This is a genomic window from Flavobacterium sp. (assembly GCF_043722275.1).
Taxonomy (GTDB): Bacteria; Bacteroidota; Bacteroidia; order Flavobacteriales; family Flavobacteriaceae; genus Flavobacterium.
Genome location: NZ_JAYSPC010000184.1, coordinates 23587 through 39646, shown reverse-complemented (window position 1 = coordinate 39646; position 16060 = coordinate 23587). Strand labels below are relative to the sequence as shown.

At 34.9% G+C, this 16060-nt stretch carries 9 protein-coding genes, 1 other RNA gene and 1 pseudogene; 9 read left to right on the top strand and 2 right to left on the bottom strand.

The window, feature by feature from the left end; genetic code table 11:
• From ACHZDT_RS21520 to ACHZDT_RS21485, 8 genes and pseudogenes are all read left to right on the top strand, one after another.
• Positions 1-271, top strand: a pseudogene (locus ACHZDT_RS21520) (glucosamine-6-phosphate deaminase); the annotation flags it as partial.
• A gap of 567 nt (positions 272-838) precedes the next feature.
• Positions 839-2221, top strand: coding sequence for a phosphoglucosamine mutase (glmM, locus tag ACHZDT_RS21515; RefSeq protein ID WP_394776755.1), 1383 nt, complete (start codon positions 839-841; stop codon positions 2219-2221).
• A 668-nt stretch (positions 2222-2889) separates the two neighbouring features.
• Positions 2890-6171 (top strand): SusC/RagA family TonB-linked outer membrane protein, encoded by a 3282-nt coding sequence (locus ACHZDT_RS21510; protein ID WP_394776754.1) that lies wholly within the window; start codon positions 2890-2892, stop codon positions 6169-6171.
• A 10-nt stretch (positions 6172-6181) separates the two neighbouring features.
• Positions 6182-7654, top strand: coding sequence for a RagB/SusD family nutrient uptake outer membrane protein (locus tag ACHZDT_RS21505; protein WP_394776753.1), 1473 nt, complete (start codon positions 6182-6184; stop codon positions 7652-7654).
• A gap of 71 nt (positions 7655-7725) precedes the next feature.
• Positions 7726-9087 carry a DUF4832 domain-containing protein gene (locus ACHZDT_RS21500; RefSeq protein WP_394776752.1) on the top strand — a complete coding sequence of 454 codons (1362 nt, stop codon included), beginning with the start codon at positions 7726-7728 and terminating at the stop codon, positions 9085-9087.
• A 26-nt stretch (positions 9088-9113) separates the two neighbouring features.
• Complete coding sequence (locus tag ACHZDT_RS21495; protein ID WP_394776751.1) at positions 9114-9986, top strand: PKD domain-containing protein; 873 nt, start codon at positions 9114-9116, stop codon at positions 9984-9986.
• A gap of 200 nt (positions 9987-10186) precedes the next feature.
• Positions 10187-11284 carry an acyltransferase family protein gene (locus ACHZDT_RS21490; protein WP_394776750.1) on the top strand — a complete coding sequence of 366 codons (1098 nt, stop codon included), beginning with the start codon at positions 10187-10189 and terminating at the stop codon, positions 11282-11284.
• A gap of 56 nt (positions 11285-11340) precedes the next feature.
• The gene (locus ACHZDT_RS21485; RefSeq protein WP_394776749.1) at positions 11341-12717 is read left to right on the top strand and encodes a Gfo/Idh/MocA family protein; all 1377 of its coding nucleotides are present in this window, start codon (positions 11341-11343) and stop codon (positions 12715-12717) included.
• Positions 12718-12918: 201 nt separating this feature from the next.
• Here ACHZDT_RS21485 and ssrA read toward each other — a convergent pair.
• Positions 12919-13314, bottom strand: a transfer-messenger RNA (tmRNA) gene (gene ssrA / locus ACHZDT_RS21480).
• Between the two features lie 67 nt (positions 13315-13381).
• Positions 13382-14584, bottom strand: coding sequence for a serine hydrolase domain-containing protein (locus tag ACHZDT_RS21475; protein WP_394776756.1), 1203 nt, complete (start codon positions 14582-14584; stop codon positions 13382-13384).
• Between the two features lie 240 nt (positions 14585-14824).
• Between ACHZDT_RS21475 and ACHZDT_RS21470 the strand changes: the two genes are divergently transcribed.
• Positions 14825-16027 (top strand): NAD(P)-dependent oxidoreductase, encoded by a 1203-nt coding sequence (locus ACHZDT_RS21470; RefSeq protein ID WP_394776748.1) that lies wholly within the window; start codon positions 14825-14827, stop codon positions 16025-16027.
• Positions 16028-16060 lie beyond the last annotated feature (33 nt).

Genomic DNA, 16060 nt, shown 5'->3' with positions numbered 1-16060 from the left:
CTGGTTATGGTTATATCGTGGAGCCTGGCAGGAATGGGGAATTGACGAAGTCGAAATGGCTGTACCCATGAGTCCGGATCAGGTATTGGCAAAACGTCACGGAATTTTCAAACACCAATCACAAAAAGATGGTGTTGTTTTTCAGGGAACAGATGCAAGGGAATTTTGGCAAAGAGCCGAAGACAGAAATGCAGAAACCGCAGCCGTTTACCAACAAATGGGTCTGGCGAGTTATGCCGCAATGGAAGCCTTTGTGAGATGGCATTTTTAGAGATTCTAAGTTGCTGAGATGCTGAGTCGCTAAGTTCATAGCCACAGATTAAAAGGATTAAAAAAAAATCAAACTCTTTTACACACAAAGCTTCGTGGTCTTTGCACTGAAAATTCAGTTACAAACAACCTTGCGAACTTTGCGTATCTCTATAGCTATCAGGATTGTGCAGTTTGCTGTTAATTTTTTAACCACAAATTCCACAAATTAAATTGGCGATAATTCGTGGCAAAAAAAATCTTTTTTAATCCTTTTAATCTGTAGTAAAAAATAGAAGATTACCACAAATTAAAATATTTTAAAATGCTGCAATAAATTACAAACTGTTTTACACACAAAGCTTCGTGGTCTTTGCACTGAAAATTCAGTTACAAACAACCTTGCGAACTTTGCGTAAAAACTTTGCTGACTTTGCGGTTAATTTTTTAGTACTCATTTTATACGCTGCATTTTTTCGCCACAAATTAAATTCGCAATAATTCGGGCAAAAAAAATCATTTAATCTTTCTAATCTGTGGCAAAAAGAAAATAATAATTGCGCCCAAACGGGTTAATTTAAAAATAAAAATGGCTTTAATAAAATCAATTTCAGGAATAAGAGGCACGATTGGGGGAATTGTCAATGAAAATTTGACTCCCGTGAATGCCGTAAAATTTGCCGCAGCCTATGGCATGTGGCTCAAAGGACAAAATCCGAATCCATCATTAAGTATCATTTTAGGAAGAGACGCCAGAATTTCGGGAGAAATGATTAGTAATCTGGTCGCTAATACGCTGACAGGGTTGGGAATTAACGTCATAGATATTGGTTTGTCAACTACACCAACTGTTGAGGTTGCCGTAACATTAGATCGCGTTGACGGTGGAATTATTATCACTGCAAGCCATAATCCGAAAGAATGGAACGCTTTGAAATTGTTGAATAATAAAGGAGAATTTTTGAATGCTGTTGAAGGAGAAAAAATCCTGAAAATCGCTGAAGAAGAAAATTTTTTATTTTCAGAAGTTGATGATTTAGGAAAATACGAAAAGAAAGAAGGTTATATAAACCGACATATCGAGGAGGTTTTGAAATTGAATTTGGTTGATATTGAAGCGATTAAAAAAGCAAAATTTAAAGTTGTTGTTGATGCAGTAAATTCGACAGGAGGAATTGCAATTCCGGCTTTGTTAGAAAAACTGGGTGTAGAATGTGTCAAATTATATTGTGAACCAAACGGTCATTTTCCTCATAATCCCGAACCTTTAAAAGAACATCTCACGGATATTGCGGCATTGGTAGTAAAAGAAAATGCCAATTTTGGAATCGTCGTGGATCCTGATGTTGACCGGCTCGCTATTATTTGTGAAGACGGTTCGATGTTTGGCGAAGAATATACGCTTGTAGCCTGTGCTGATTATGTTTTGGGAAAAACAAAAGGAAATACGGTTTCTAATTTATCTTCTTCAAGAGCCTTAAAAGATATTACCCTAAAACATGGCGGAACTTATAAGGCAAGCGCGGTTGGGGAAGTAAATGTGGTTGAATTAATGAAAACTACAAATGCCATTATTGGGGGAGAAGGAAATGGCGGAATTATTTATCCGGCGGCACATTACGGCAGAGATTCATTAGTAGGCGTTGCATTGTTTTTATCGCATTTGGCAAATGCTGAAATTTCCTGTAAAAAGCTTCGCGAAAGTTATCCGGATTATTACATGAGCAAAAGCAAAATTGAATTGACACCGCAAATTGATGTTGATGAAATCTTGCAAAAAATAGCTCAAAAATTTAGTCATGAAAAACCAAATTGTATTGATGGTGTCAAAATAGATTTTGAGAAGAAATGGGTGCATTTAAGAAAATCAAATACAGAACCCATTATCCGAATTTATACGGAAAGTATTACGCAGAATAAAGCAGATGAATTAGCTGAAAAATTCATTTCTGAAATTCAGGCTTTCTTATAATTGGTAATCAAAATGACGCTGGTGTTAAATATAGATCTTGTTTTAAAATAACATTAAAGTGCTGATTTATATATTAAAAAGTAATTTTTATTGTGTTTTTTAATTAAATGAATATCAGATAAAATACTCTAATTTGTGAAATTAAATTTATTTTTTTTGACAAATTTTTAGATTCATTCACAACATAAATTTAAAATAAGTAAGAATTTAATAATACTTTTTCTAAAAAATGTGTTCGAAAACACTTTTTTTATGTGCACGAACACATTTTTTCTGTTTTACTATTGTTTATTAAAAAATATTATTTAGTTTAGCCAAAAGTAAGTACAAAATGAGCTTTTTTTTCAAGTGCTTTTTTGAAGAGAATAATGATTTTTTAGATTTGAAAAAAGGAAATAAAATTTTTAGAATTCAAATAACAGATTAGATAAGCAGTTGATTTTAAGTGAGGGAAATAAACTGCAAGGGTAGAATTAAAATAAAAAAATAACCAAACAAAAACGAGACAAAAAACAAAAACCAAAAAACCAAAAAACCAAAAAACCAGAAAACATGAAATCAAAAGAAACATAGCCTGAACCTTTTCGCTTTGCGTTCTTAAATCCCTAACCATTTTTATAGACGCAAAGTATGCTTTTTAGATTAACCATTAAACTAACCAGAATAATATGAAAAAAAGTAACAAGTTACTCCACGGTAACTATCAGGAATTAAAATTTAATTTAAAGACAATATTTACTGTTCTAGTCCTTATATCTGTTTTTAAAGTAAATGCGACTACATCCTTGGATAGTGGCAAAAAATCGGAAATTATAAATAAAAAATCAGAAGCTGATAGTACCATCAAAGGAGTTGTTTTAGACGAATTTGGTCAGCCAATGATTGGTGTTACCATAGTTCCTAAAGGATCATCAAGAGGTACAACAACTGATTTTGACGGAACATTTACTATTGTCGTTTCGTCGAATATAGACGCTTTATTATTTTCTTATGTAGGATATGAAACTAAAGAAGTTGGAATAGTAAACAATAATAACCTTAAAGTTTCATTAGTACCAACATCAAAAACGCTGAACGAAGTAGTTGTTGTAGGTTACGGAACTCAGAAAAAGAAGAATGTATTAGGGGCTATTTCTTCTGTAAAAGGAGAATCATTGACGTTATCCTCTGCACCTTCAGTTCTGACTGCCCTGGAAGGTAAAGTGGCAGGTTTGCAAATTTCTCAAAATAGTGCCCAGCCGGGAGGTGGATTTAATATTCAGATTCGTGGAGCCGGTTCTATCAATGCCAGTAATCAACCTTTGGTAGTTGTGGATGGTTTTCCTATTACGAATCTTGAGCAGCCCGGTTCCGGAAATCGTTATGACGGAGGAACACAAGGTATCCTGAATTCTTTTAACCCAAATGATATCGAATCTATAGAGGTATTAAAAGATGCCAGTTCTACTGCAATATATGGCGCAAGAGCTGCAAATGGAGTAATTTTAATTACAACCAAAAAAGGAAAAGAAGGAGATGTAAGAGTCGATTATTCAGGTTCTTATTCGTATCAAAAATACAACGATAGTTATAATGTTTTGGATTTGAAACAATGGATGCAATTAAGAAATGATGCTTCAAAAGAAAATTGGGAGTTTGTGAATAAAGTGTATCCTTATTCTTCAAAAACTGTAGACGAGGCAAATGCTGCTCCGGTTAATGGAATTCCGTACAAAAGATTATACTCAGATGAGCAGATTAGAAATGCAGGAAAAGGGACAGATTGGCTGTCACTGGTAACAAGAGACGGAATGGTTCAGCAAAATAATTTATCATTACGAGGAGGAACAAAGTCGACTAAATACTTTTTGTCAGGAAACTTATTTGATCAGGATGGTGTGATTAAAAATTCAGGCATAAAAAGAACTACGCTGCATTTTAGTATCGATCAAAAACTGACTGATTATGTAAATTTTGGTATGAACATGACCAAAAGCAGAATCAAAAATCAAAACTCGCAATTAGGCGGACAATTTAATCCTGTTACCCGCGAAGAAGTTTCGCAATTCGAGAATTCCGGAATTATCAGATCTGCTATTCAACAAGGACCTAATATTCTGGCTATAGATGAGTTTGGCAATTATCCTATCAATCCGGATAATGCCTTAGAACCTAACCCGTATTCATTACTTACCATTTCAGATGAAGGTATTGTAGACAGATCGCTTACTAATTTTTATGCCGAAATAAAACCATTAGAAGGTTTAACTGCCAGATTTCAGGCAGGATTTGATCAGGGAAATTCAAGCAGAAGCACTTATTTGCCAAGAACTACTTTGTACGGAGCATTAGAAAACGGTAAAGCATCTATAAATACACAAAGAAAAAATGATGATTTATTTGACTTTACACTAAACTACACAAAAAAGTTGTTGGAAGACAATACTTTTGGTTTAATGGTTGGATATTCTCAACAAACTTATAGAAATGAAACCGCAGCTCTGGGAAACAGTAACTTTATTACCGATTCATTTTTATGGAATAATATGAATGCCGGAGCCGGAACAAAATTAACCTCTTCATCAAAAAACGAGAATAACTTTATTTCTTATTTTACCAGATTTAATTATTCATACAAAGACAAATACATGTTGACTTCGACCATACGTCGTGACGGTGCGAGTGTATTTGCCAAAAATAATAAATACGGATTGTTTCCTTCAATTGCAGTAGGTTGGGATGTGTCTCAGGAATCATTTATGAGCGGTATTACGAATTATGTTTCGCAGCTTAAATTTAGATTTGGATACGGACAAACTGGTAATGCTGAAATTGGAGGAAGCGCTTTTGGAGCTTTTTATGCACAGCCCGCTTATCTAAATGCAGATGAATCGATCCTGATTGGGGTATTTCCTTCCAGACTTGAAAACCCTGATTTGAAATGGGAAACTACCACAGAGAAAAATTTAGGTCTTGATTTTGAAATATTCAATAAAAGAGTTTCAGGTTCCTTTGAAATTTACGACAGAGTAGTTTCAGACTTATTAATGCTTAAACCTATTAATAGTTACCACGAAATAAATACCGTTTGGGCTAATGTTGGTAGTACACAAAGCAAAGGATTAGAACTTACAGTAAGTACCGTAAATATTGATCGTCCTAATTTAAAGTGGAGAAGTACTTTTACTTATTCAAGATTTAAAACAAACTGGAAAGAAAGATCTCCAGACTGGAAACCCAGAGTTTATGAAAGTTACAACGATCCTGTTCGTGCTAATTATTATCAAATTGCTGATGGAGTTATGCAAATAGGAGAGGTAGTTCCGGCACAACCTGATTTATATCCCGGACAAATAAAGATCAAGGACGTTAATGGTTTCGTTAGAGATGCTGCCGGAAATCCTGTCACGGATGAAAAAGGAACATTCTTAAGAACCGGGATTGCTGATGGTAAAATTGACGATGCAGATTATGTATTACAAGGTTCATCAGATCCTGATTTTGTAGCAGGTTTAAGCAATACGATTATCTGGAAAAATTTTCAATTGAATTTTCAGTTCAACGGAATGTTTGGAAGAAAAATTATCGACAGAACTGATTTCGCTTATGGCGTAACTGCGGTAGGAGTAGCACAAAACGGACGAAATGCCACAACAAATATCTACAACAGATGGACGCCTGATAATCCAACAAATACACGTCCGGGATCAAACTTTGGTTATACACAATACGGATCCGGTGATTTCTTTTTGCAGGAAGCTTCATTTGTGCGTTTGCAAAGCGTATCGCTAACCTATAATTTCCCAAAGAAATGGTTTGGCAAATACATGCAGGGTGCCGCTATCAGACTAGATGGACAAAACCTTTTTACCATTACCAAATATGATGGTATCGATCCTGAAACAGATGGTTATGCAGCAGCGTATCCCAATGTAAAAACATACACAGTAGGAGTTGACCTTAAGTTTTAAGAAAAAAGATATGAAAAATTTAAAAAATTATACAATAGTTTTGCTATTACTGGTTTTCTCTGGATGTAGCCAGGATCTGGAATCTATCAATTACGATGAGATTAATCCAAGTATTTTTCCCAGTTCAGAGGCAGATATTCAGGCAATAGTAGCTTCGGCATATTATCCTTTAAGAGGTTCTTACGGAAGTGGAATTCATTCTACTTCAGAAAACGGATTAATGTTTATGTTAGACGCTACAACCGAAATTCTTCAGGGACCTTACGGAGTTCAGCAAGAAGCATCGTTGCATAATTATAAAGCCACTTCGACTGGTTTTACACGTTTTTATGATGTGTTTTATAATAAGATAAGCGGTATGACTTTGAGCATCGACAGAATCGAAAAATCAAAAGTAAATGATTTGATAAAAAAACAGGCTATTGCCGAGATTAAATGTGCCCGCGGATTACTGGCTTACGAACTTTTTGACTTGTATGGTCCTCTTGTAGTGGCTCCCCTTGAGGTACTTCAAAATCCGCTTAAAGAAGAACCTCTGGCAAGACTTTCGAATGCTGATATGGTAAGCTTTATTGAGAATGATCTAAAAGCTGCTGCCGAAAATTTGAAATCTCCAGCAGAAACGCAATACGGAAGATTTAGCAGCGGAATGGCAAGAATGGTATTGATCAGATTGTATTTGCACGAAAAAAGATGGGCAGATGTAGAGACACAAGCCACTGCTATTATGGCCATGAACTACTATGGTTTAGAAGAAAATTATGTTGGCTTATGGGATGTAAAAGCCCCTGTTAGCAGTAAAGAAGTAATTTGGGCAGTTCCGGCAGATTACGCAGGAACCAGCGAAAATCAGTGGCAATTGATGGTATTACCAGCTAATTTTCCGGGACGTGGCGGTTATGGAACTATTCAGAGTTCATGGACTTTTTATGATTCGTTTGAAGCAACCGATATTCGTAAAACGGCTTTAATTGCTGAGTTTACAGGTACAGATGGCATTACTTACAACAGACAAAATCCGGCTAATTATATGCAATTAGGACCAATTCCGTTAAAAATTAATCCTGATGCGGCCAGAACTACAGCTTTGACTACCGTAGATATAATTGTATACCGTTATGCCGATGTATTATTATCAAAAGCAGAAGCTTTGGCAAACAAAACAGGAACCCCTACACAAGAAGCAATTGATCTGGTAAATATAGTGAGAAGAAGAGCTAAAATTAGTGAAGTTAAACTAGCAGATTATGCAACTCTGGCAAATTTTAATACTATGATCCTCTTAGAAAGATCCCACGAATATTGGTGTGAAAACGGACAATACCGTTCAGATTTAATCCGACATGGAAAATTTACAGAACATGCACTTTCCTTAAACGGTTCAGCAAGTCAAAGCGCTCCTTACAAGGCATTATTTCCTTTTTCATTAGAAAGAATAAGCGAAGGAAAAGGGAAATTTATTCAGAATCCCGGATATAATTAATTTCTTTTTAAGAAGGAGATCACTTTTGTGAATGAAAAAAGAAGGAATCAGATAATTTAATTATAAAAAAAATGAAACATTTATTACTAGTATTTTGTTTATTTCTGAATCTTGCATCAAGCTGTCAGAGTGATGGCGGAAGCAATAATGACGAAACAAGTAATCCGGAAAAGGTTACTTATACAGTATCTAATGATGTCTTTGCAAATCCGGAACGTGGATTTATGCACACCTGGCAAGTTAATTCTGAAGGAGCAGCAATGACAGCAGCATCTTTGAATAATTTAAAAAAAGAAAATGTAAGCCTTATTTTGCGCTTGTATTATTTAGAGAAATTCAAAACCACAGCCCTAAGCCAAACACAATTAGATCTTATAAAAACTGATTTTACCAGATTGAGAGAATCGGGTTTAAAATGTGTTTTGCGTTTTGCCTATACAGATGCCCAGGATGGTTCAGATGCTTCTGTGGCGATAATTTCAGGACATTTAGATCAGTTAAAACCAATTTTGGAAGAGAACAAAGATGTCATTGCTTTTGTTCAGGCAGGTTTTATTGGAGCTTGGGGAGAATGGTATTACACTACAAACCAACTTACTACACCGGCGAATAAAAAAATAATATTAGATAAACTGTTAGAGACTTTTCCAAAAGAAGTCAAAATTCAGGTGAGAACGCCAAAAATCAAACAAGATTACGTAGCAACTACGACCGCTATAGATGCAAGCGTAGGGTACGGAACTTCGAACACGGCGCGTTTAGGTTTTCATAATGATTGTTTTATGGCAAGTGTTGATGATTACGGCACTTACATAAACGTTACAGCCGAAAAAACATATATTAGTAATGAAGCCCTTTTTGTCCCAACAGGAGGCGAAACATGTCCGCCAACAGATGTTCCCGTTGCAAGTTGCAGCATTGCCGAAAAAGAAATGACAATGCTAAAATGGACCTATTTGAATCTTGATTATTATGGTCCCGTTTTGCAGGAATGGAGAAACAATAACTGTTTTACAGATTTTGAAAGAAAACTGGGTTACAGATTGGCATTGGCAACTTCAAGTGTAAAAAAAGAAGCCGCATTAAACGGAACTTTAGAATTCAATGCATTGATTAACAATTCTGGTTTTGCTCCGGTTTATAATCCGAAAAATGCCTATTTGATTCTTAGAGCAACAGTAAACGGAACAGTTTACAAGAAAAAACTAAGCTTTGATGTTAGAAAAGTAGTGCCAAAAGTATCCTACGAAATAAAAGAATCTGTGAGTTTATCAGAGATTCCTGCAGGCACTTATGAGTTGCTATTGAAAATAGAAGACAGCTCAACAAAATTAAGTGAAAGACCTGATTATGCTATTCGTCTTGCCAATACAGGTTTATGGGAAACAGCTACAGGATTCAATAAATTATCACAAACGGTTATCATTAAATAGTTATAAAAACATTTAAACCAAAAACCATGAAAAAAATAAAAATAACCAAATACCTGACAATCCTGATGGCGTTGTTATTGGTAACAGCTTGTTCGAGCGACAGCGCGTCTTCGGATTCAGCAACAAAACCCCTAGCCGATTTTTCATTTACAAATGACGGAAGCACTTTTACGTTTACCAATCTTTCTACAAATGGTACAAAATACAGATGGGATTTTGGAGATCTTTATTATCTCTCAAACGATAAAGATCCTGTTTATACGTATAAAATAGGAGGAGAAATTAAAGTTTCACTAACTGTTACAAACGATGCCGGCGAAGAATCTTTTATTACCAAAACCATAACGGCACCTAGAATTATAATTATAGACATTAAAATTGACGGTAAGTTTACAGATTGGGACGATGTAGCGGTTACAGACCAAAATACATCAGGAAACGGTTCTATCCAAAAAATTAAAATTTGGGCTGGAGGTCCAAATGTAAACGTGTATTTAGAAGGAAATAAAAAAATGCTAATGGAATTGGTAGATATGTATATCAACACAGATGGCAATACAAAAACCGGATTTTTACACAGTAACTGGCCAGAAGGTTCCGGCGCTGAATTTTTATTCGAAGGACCGGTTGTAACTGATGGCTGGGGACAATTTTACAACCATACAGATCCTAACGGAGGTTGGGGTTGGGCTGGAATTGCAGGTTCCGGAGTAAACCTAAAAGCTTCAGGAATTGTTAGCCTTAATGATACCACAAATGCAATGGAATTTAGTATTCCGAAATCGCAATTAGGAACTTTAGGAAGCTCAATTGGTATTGCAATTACCGAAATGACCTCAGGATGGGCAGCCGTTGCAAACTTTCCTGAAGGGCCAAAGTTCTCTACACTTCAATTGTAGTTTGTCGTCGATAGCCGGTCAAAATATGCCATTAGAAAAATTGTTTTGAAAATTTAATTTTTTATAAGTCTAATGGCATAAGCTATCGATTCAATATATTTAGAATTAGTTCCGGGTATTTTTGATTTAAGAAAAAGAAAAGATACCTGGAATTATTTTCAATGAAATTCCAATTAAAAAAGAATATATAAAGATCAAAGATGAATAAAATCATAGCCCATAACCGATTAATGTCTGTAGATGTTCTACGAGGATTTGATTTATTAATGATAATAGTGGCAGACCGCTTTTTTTACAATTTAAATACAGCGGCCAAAACCAATTTCACAAAGACTTTGGCCGACCAGTTTGAGCATCCGGAATGGATTGGATTTCATTTGTATGATGTTATAATGCCCTTATTTCTGTTTGTGGTAGGTGTCGTTATTCCTTTTTCTTTAGGAAAAAGAAGTACGGAATCAGGATCAGACCGTAAAGTATATGCACATATAGTCAGACGATTTGTAATTCTGTTTATTTTAGGATGGATTGTTCAGGGAAATCTGCTATTTTTAGATCTTTCGAAATTTCAAATATTCAGTAACACACTTCAGGCAATTGCTGTAGGTTATTTATTCTCAAGCATCGCCTATCTTAACCTATCAAAAAAAGGAAGATATATATTCTTCATATTCTTTCTTATTCTATATGCAGTATTGTTATCTATACTAAATTTCTTCGGGCATAGTTTTGAATTATTACCCAATAAAAACCTTCCTATTTATATTGACCAGCACGTTTTTGGTCGTTTCTATGACCAGACACAATATTCGTGGTTATTAACAGGCTTAGGATTCACGGCTACAACCATGTCAGGATTATTTGCCGGAGAATTGCTGCTTTCTTCTTTATCAAGAAAAAAAATAGCGCAGTATCTTGTTCTTATTGGCATAGCCGGAATACTATTATCGCTAGTCATAGGATTATGGCACCCCATTATTAAAAAAATATGGACGAGTTCATTTGTAATATTCTCATCCGGAATAAGCTTTGTTTTATTAGCTTTATTCTATTGGCTTGTAGATGTAAAAGGATATACAAAATGGGCTTATCCGTTTCGGGTTATTGGCCTTAATGCCATCGCGGCCTATGTGGGTTCGCATGTTTTAAATTTCTCCTTGATCGCCAAACAAATTTTCTTTGGTTTTGAGCAATTTACAGGAGCTTATTATGATGCATTTTGCGATTTAGCCGGTTTCGGAATCCTTTATTTCATACTTTGGTACATGCACAAAAACAAGACTTATATAAAAGTATAAGCAAACAAATAATGACGAGTAACTCACCTCAATAAATTATATTTAAATAAAAAAAAATGAAAAGTTCCAGTTTAAAATTTTTACTAATAGCATTTTTGCTATTGAGAATTTGTGATGTATCTGCGCAAATGATAAAAACAAAAGCACCCAAAAGAGACAAAGGACAAACCGATGTATTGCGTTTGGCGACACCTGCAATTCCGGTGGTTCATGTGGCTATTATAGGTTTAGGAATGCGCGGGACCGGTGCTGTAGGACGTATTATACATATTCCGGGAGTAGAAATTGTTGCAATTTGCGATATAATGGAAGACAGAACAAAAGCAGCAAATGATACCTTAGTAAAACATGGAATGCCAAAAGCAGAAGCATTTTTTGGAGAAGATTCTTGGAAAAAAGTAACGGCACTAAAAAATGTGGATCTGGTTTATATAGTAACCGACTGGAAACATCATGCAAGCATTGCCGTTCAGGCCATGAAAGACGGAAAACACGTTGCAGTTGAGGTACCTGGCGCTCTAACAATGAAAGAAATATGGGATATTATTGATACTTCCGAAAAAACACGTAAACACTGTATGATGCTTGAAAACTGTGTCTATGATTTCTTTGAATTAACAACATTAAATATGGCTCAGCAAGGTTTGTTTGGAGAAATTCTGCATGCCGAAGGTTCGTATATTCATGGTTTACAGCCTTACTGGAACGAGTATTGGAACAACTGGCGTATGGATTACAACCGAAAACACAGAGGCGATATTTACCCAACTCACGGTATGGGACCAGCCTGTCTGGCGTTGAACATTCACAGAGGCGATAAAATGAATTTCCTGGTTTCTATGGATACGAAAGCTGTTGGAAATCCGGCTTTCATCAAAGAAAAAACAGGCGAAGTGGTAACTGATTTCAGAAATGGAGATCACACGATGACCATGATTCGTACCGAAAAAGGGAAAACAATCCAGATTCAGCATGATGTTACAAGTCCCAGACCATACAGCAGAATGTATCAGTTGACAGGAACTAAAGGTTTTGCCAATAAATATCCGGTTGAAGGATATGCAATAGATGCGAAAGAAGCCGGAGCCGAAATTTCAAAAGATTATCAAAATCTGAATGCCGAGGAATTTGTATCTGAAGATGTGAAGAAAATATTAATGGAGAAATACAAAAATCCAATTGTAAAAGATATTGAAGAAATGGCCAAAAAAGTTGGCGGTCACGGCGGAATGGATTTTATAATGGATTATCGCATGTTCCATTGTTTACAACAAGGACTTCCGTTAGACATGGATGTTTATGATTTGGCCGAATGGTCATGTTTAAGTCCGTTAACAGAAATTTCATTAGATCACAATTCAGCTCCCGTTGAAATTCCTGATTTCACTCGTGGTGGTTGGCAAAAGCTGACAACAGTTGAGTTTTCAAAATAAAAAAAGCAGTTTTAATGATTCATTAGTTTATTTAGTTGTTAGATTTAAAGCTTCTGTTGTGGTGACAGAAGCTTTTTGCATTTTTCAGTTTAAATACAACACCTACAATGATCGATATTTTTTCTGCTAACCGCTTGAAAATAAAGGAAAAGGATTGTTGATATATCAAAAAAAACGGGATGATTTTTCAATCATCCCGTCAAGTGGAGTCGCCGAGAATCGAACTCGGGTCCAAACAAGCAACTAAAGAGCTTTCTACACGTTTATTTCCTGATTGGATTTTCGTTATTGAGCTAGGTCAGGAACAACCACTCAACACTTATCTTCTTAATTTCGAAATCCACCCGAAGCTCATGGAAATCTAGGTTTATTTTTACGGTTCTCCTGGACTGACCGCCACAAACCAAGGCTTTCAAGGAGAATCCAGCTTCCCTATCTAATAGGGACGTGGCTAATCTTACTGTAATTCAGATTATGCAGCTAAAGCGTAGTTATTTTCGCCGTGTAAAATTGTAAGATCTTATATTTACGAGCAAGGTCTCAATGCTCGACGTGCTTACTTTCCAATTCGACTTGCTGTCAAAACCAGTCGACCCCAAAAATGAGTTTGCAAATTTATACTATTTGAACTTATGTTTGTAATAAATTTTTCAGAAAAATAATATTATTCTTCATCTTTAAAAACAAACGGATAATCACCAAAAATAGGAGCCAGTTTACGAACAGCATAAGTTTTTGTCGTCATTTTGTTTGATAAGGCAATAATGGTAACATTTTCTTTTTGAAGCGGAATATACGATGAGGTATTACCATGCCACCAACCGTTATGAAAATAATAATTCTGACCTGAATCCCAATTGATCATTCTGATGCCAAGACCGTAATTTTTCGCACCTTTTCTTTCGTTGCTGTAGCCCGTATAAACTTGTTTTAATAATTCCGGTTTCAAAAACCCCGGAGCATTTCTCGCCCTGTCAAATTTTAAAAGATCCCTAACAGTTGAAAATATGTTTTTATCACCGTAAACATTATCCAGATAATCAAAACCAATTTCTACACCATTACCTTTATATGAAGGAACAATCTCTTTTCTGTCCTTATCATTGTCAAAAACATAAGTATGCGTCATTCCTAATGGTTTGAAAATCATTTCAGACATTGCTTCTTTATACTTTAAACCGGTAATTTTTTCAATAACCAGCGCCAGCATTGCATAATTTGTATTGCAATAACTAAAACGAGTTCCTGTTTTTGCTTCCAGACCAACATCTTTAGTAGCTAGTATTTCTAAAATATCTTTATTGGTGAGCTGATTATGTCTGTCCCAAACTGATTTATCGTGATCCGTAAAATAAGCATAATTCCGCATTCCGCTGCGATGGCTCAAAAGCATTCTGATAGTACAATCTTCGTAAGGAAATGTTTTTAAAATTGTATTTACTTTCTGATCTAAATCAATTTTACCGACATTTACTAATTTTAAAACCGCTGTTGCGGTCAAAACTTTGCTCACCGAAGCAATTTGCACAGATGTTTCTGCCGTAATTTTAGTTCCTTCGTTTTTATTTGCAAAACCATTATATCGCTCAAAAATAATCTGGCCGTTTTTTGCCACTAAAAAACTTCCGTTCATAGTATTGTTAGGCCAGTTTTTAACATAAAAGTGATTTATTCTTCCTGTTACTGAATTTATATAGGCTTGCGAAACTTTAGCTTCAGGACCTAACGGTTTCATTTTAGGCAAAGTATCTTCGACTTCAGCAATAGTATCTGTTTGTATTTTTTTGTCTTTACCACAAGAGCTTAAAACTAGTAGTGAGAAAAGTATTTGTGGTATATTTGTTTTTTTAAGGAGGCTCATTTTCATCATTCTTTAAAAACAAATATATAGAATTCAATATTTATGTTTTGTCTTTTTTTAATAAATTAAAAGCCTGATTTAACAAAATTTTAAGACATTGTTTAATTAGTTGATTGTTTGTCAGCTTTTAACGGTTTTAAAGTATTCTAAAATGTATTTTAACAACAAAACTTTAACTAAATTTGTTATATTTGAAACAAATAGAGTTGTAAAAGTTATATTAATAATTATTTTAATCTGATATAAATGAAATTTGGAATTATAAAAGAAAGGAAAAATCCACCTGACAGACGTGTTGTATTTTCACCAAATGAACTTGCAAAACTAAAACAAACGTATAGCGATGCAATCGTTGAGGTAGAAAGTTCAGATATTAGGATTTTTTCTGATGTTCAATATAAAAGTCTGGGAATTACCGTGACCGATGATGTTTCTAACTCTGATGTTTTATTTGGAGTAAAAGAAGTTCCTATAGAAAATTTGATTCCAAATAAAGCGTATTTCTTTTTTTCGCATACGATTAAGAAACAACCTTATAATCAGAAATTGTTAAAAGCAATTCTGGAAAAAAACATCGATTTATATGATCATGAAACTATTGTTGATGATCAAAACCGTCGTTTAATTGGTTTTGGAAAATATGCCGGAATGGTTGGTGTTTATAACGGAATTCGGGCGTTTGGAATAAAATTCGAATTGTTTAAATTGCCAAAAGCAGAAACTCTTGACGGTAAAGATGCCTTAATCATGCATTTGAAACGAATTAATTTACCGGCATTAAAATTTGTACTTACCGGAACCGGAAAAGTTGGGAGCGGAGCAAAAGAAATTCTGGACGCAATAAAAATAAAAGAAATTACGGTTGAGAATTATTTAACCAAAAATTATACACAACCAGTTTATGTTCAATTAGATGTTTTAGAATACAATAAACGAACAGACGGTGAGGTTTTAGATTTTAAAGATTTTATTGAAAATCCTGAAGCATATGTTTCTGATTTCGAAAAGTTCACTAAAGTTTCAGATATTTATTTTGCAGGACATTTTTACGGGACAGGAGCGCCAATGATTTTGACCAGAGAAATGCTGAATGCCAGCGATTGTAAATTAAAAGTGGTTGCAGATATTTCATGTGATGTAAAAGGTCCAATTGCTTGTACTTTGCGCTCTTCAACAATTGAGGAACCTATATATGGTTATTTTCCTTTAGAAGACAGGGAAGTTGAGGTTTTTCATCCGGCTTCTGTTGTGGTAATGGCAGTTGATAATTTGCCGTGTGAAATTCCTAAAGATGCCAGCGAAGGTTTTGGTGAACAATTTATGGAATATGTAATTCCTGCTTTCTTCAATGGAGATAAAGACGGAATCCTTCAACGCGCCAAAATTACCGAAAACGGAAAATTAACGGACAGATTTAGTTATTTGCAGGATTATGTAGACTGGGAATAATTATTAATTGTGAATTATAAATTATTAATTTAT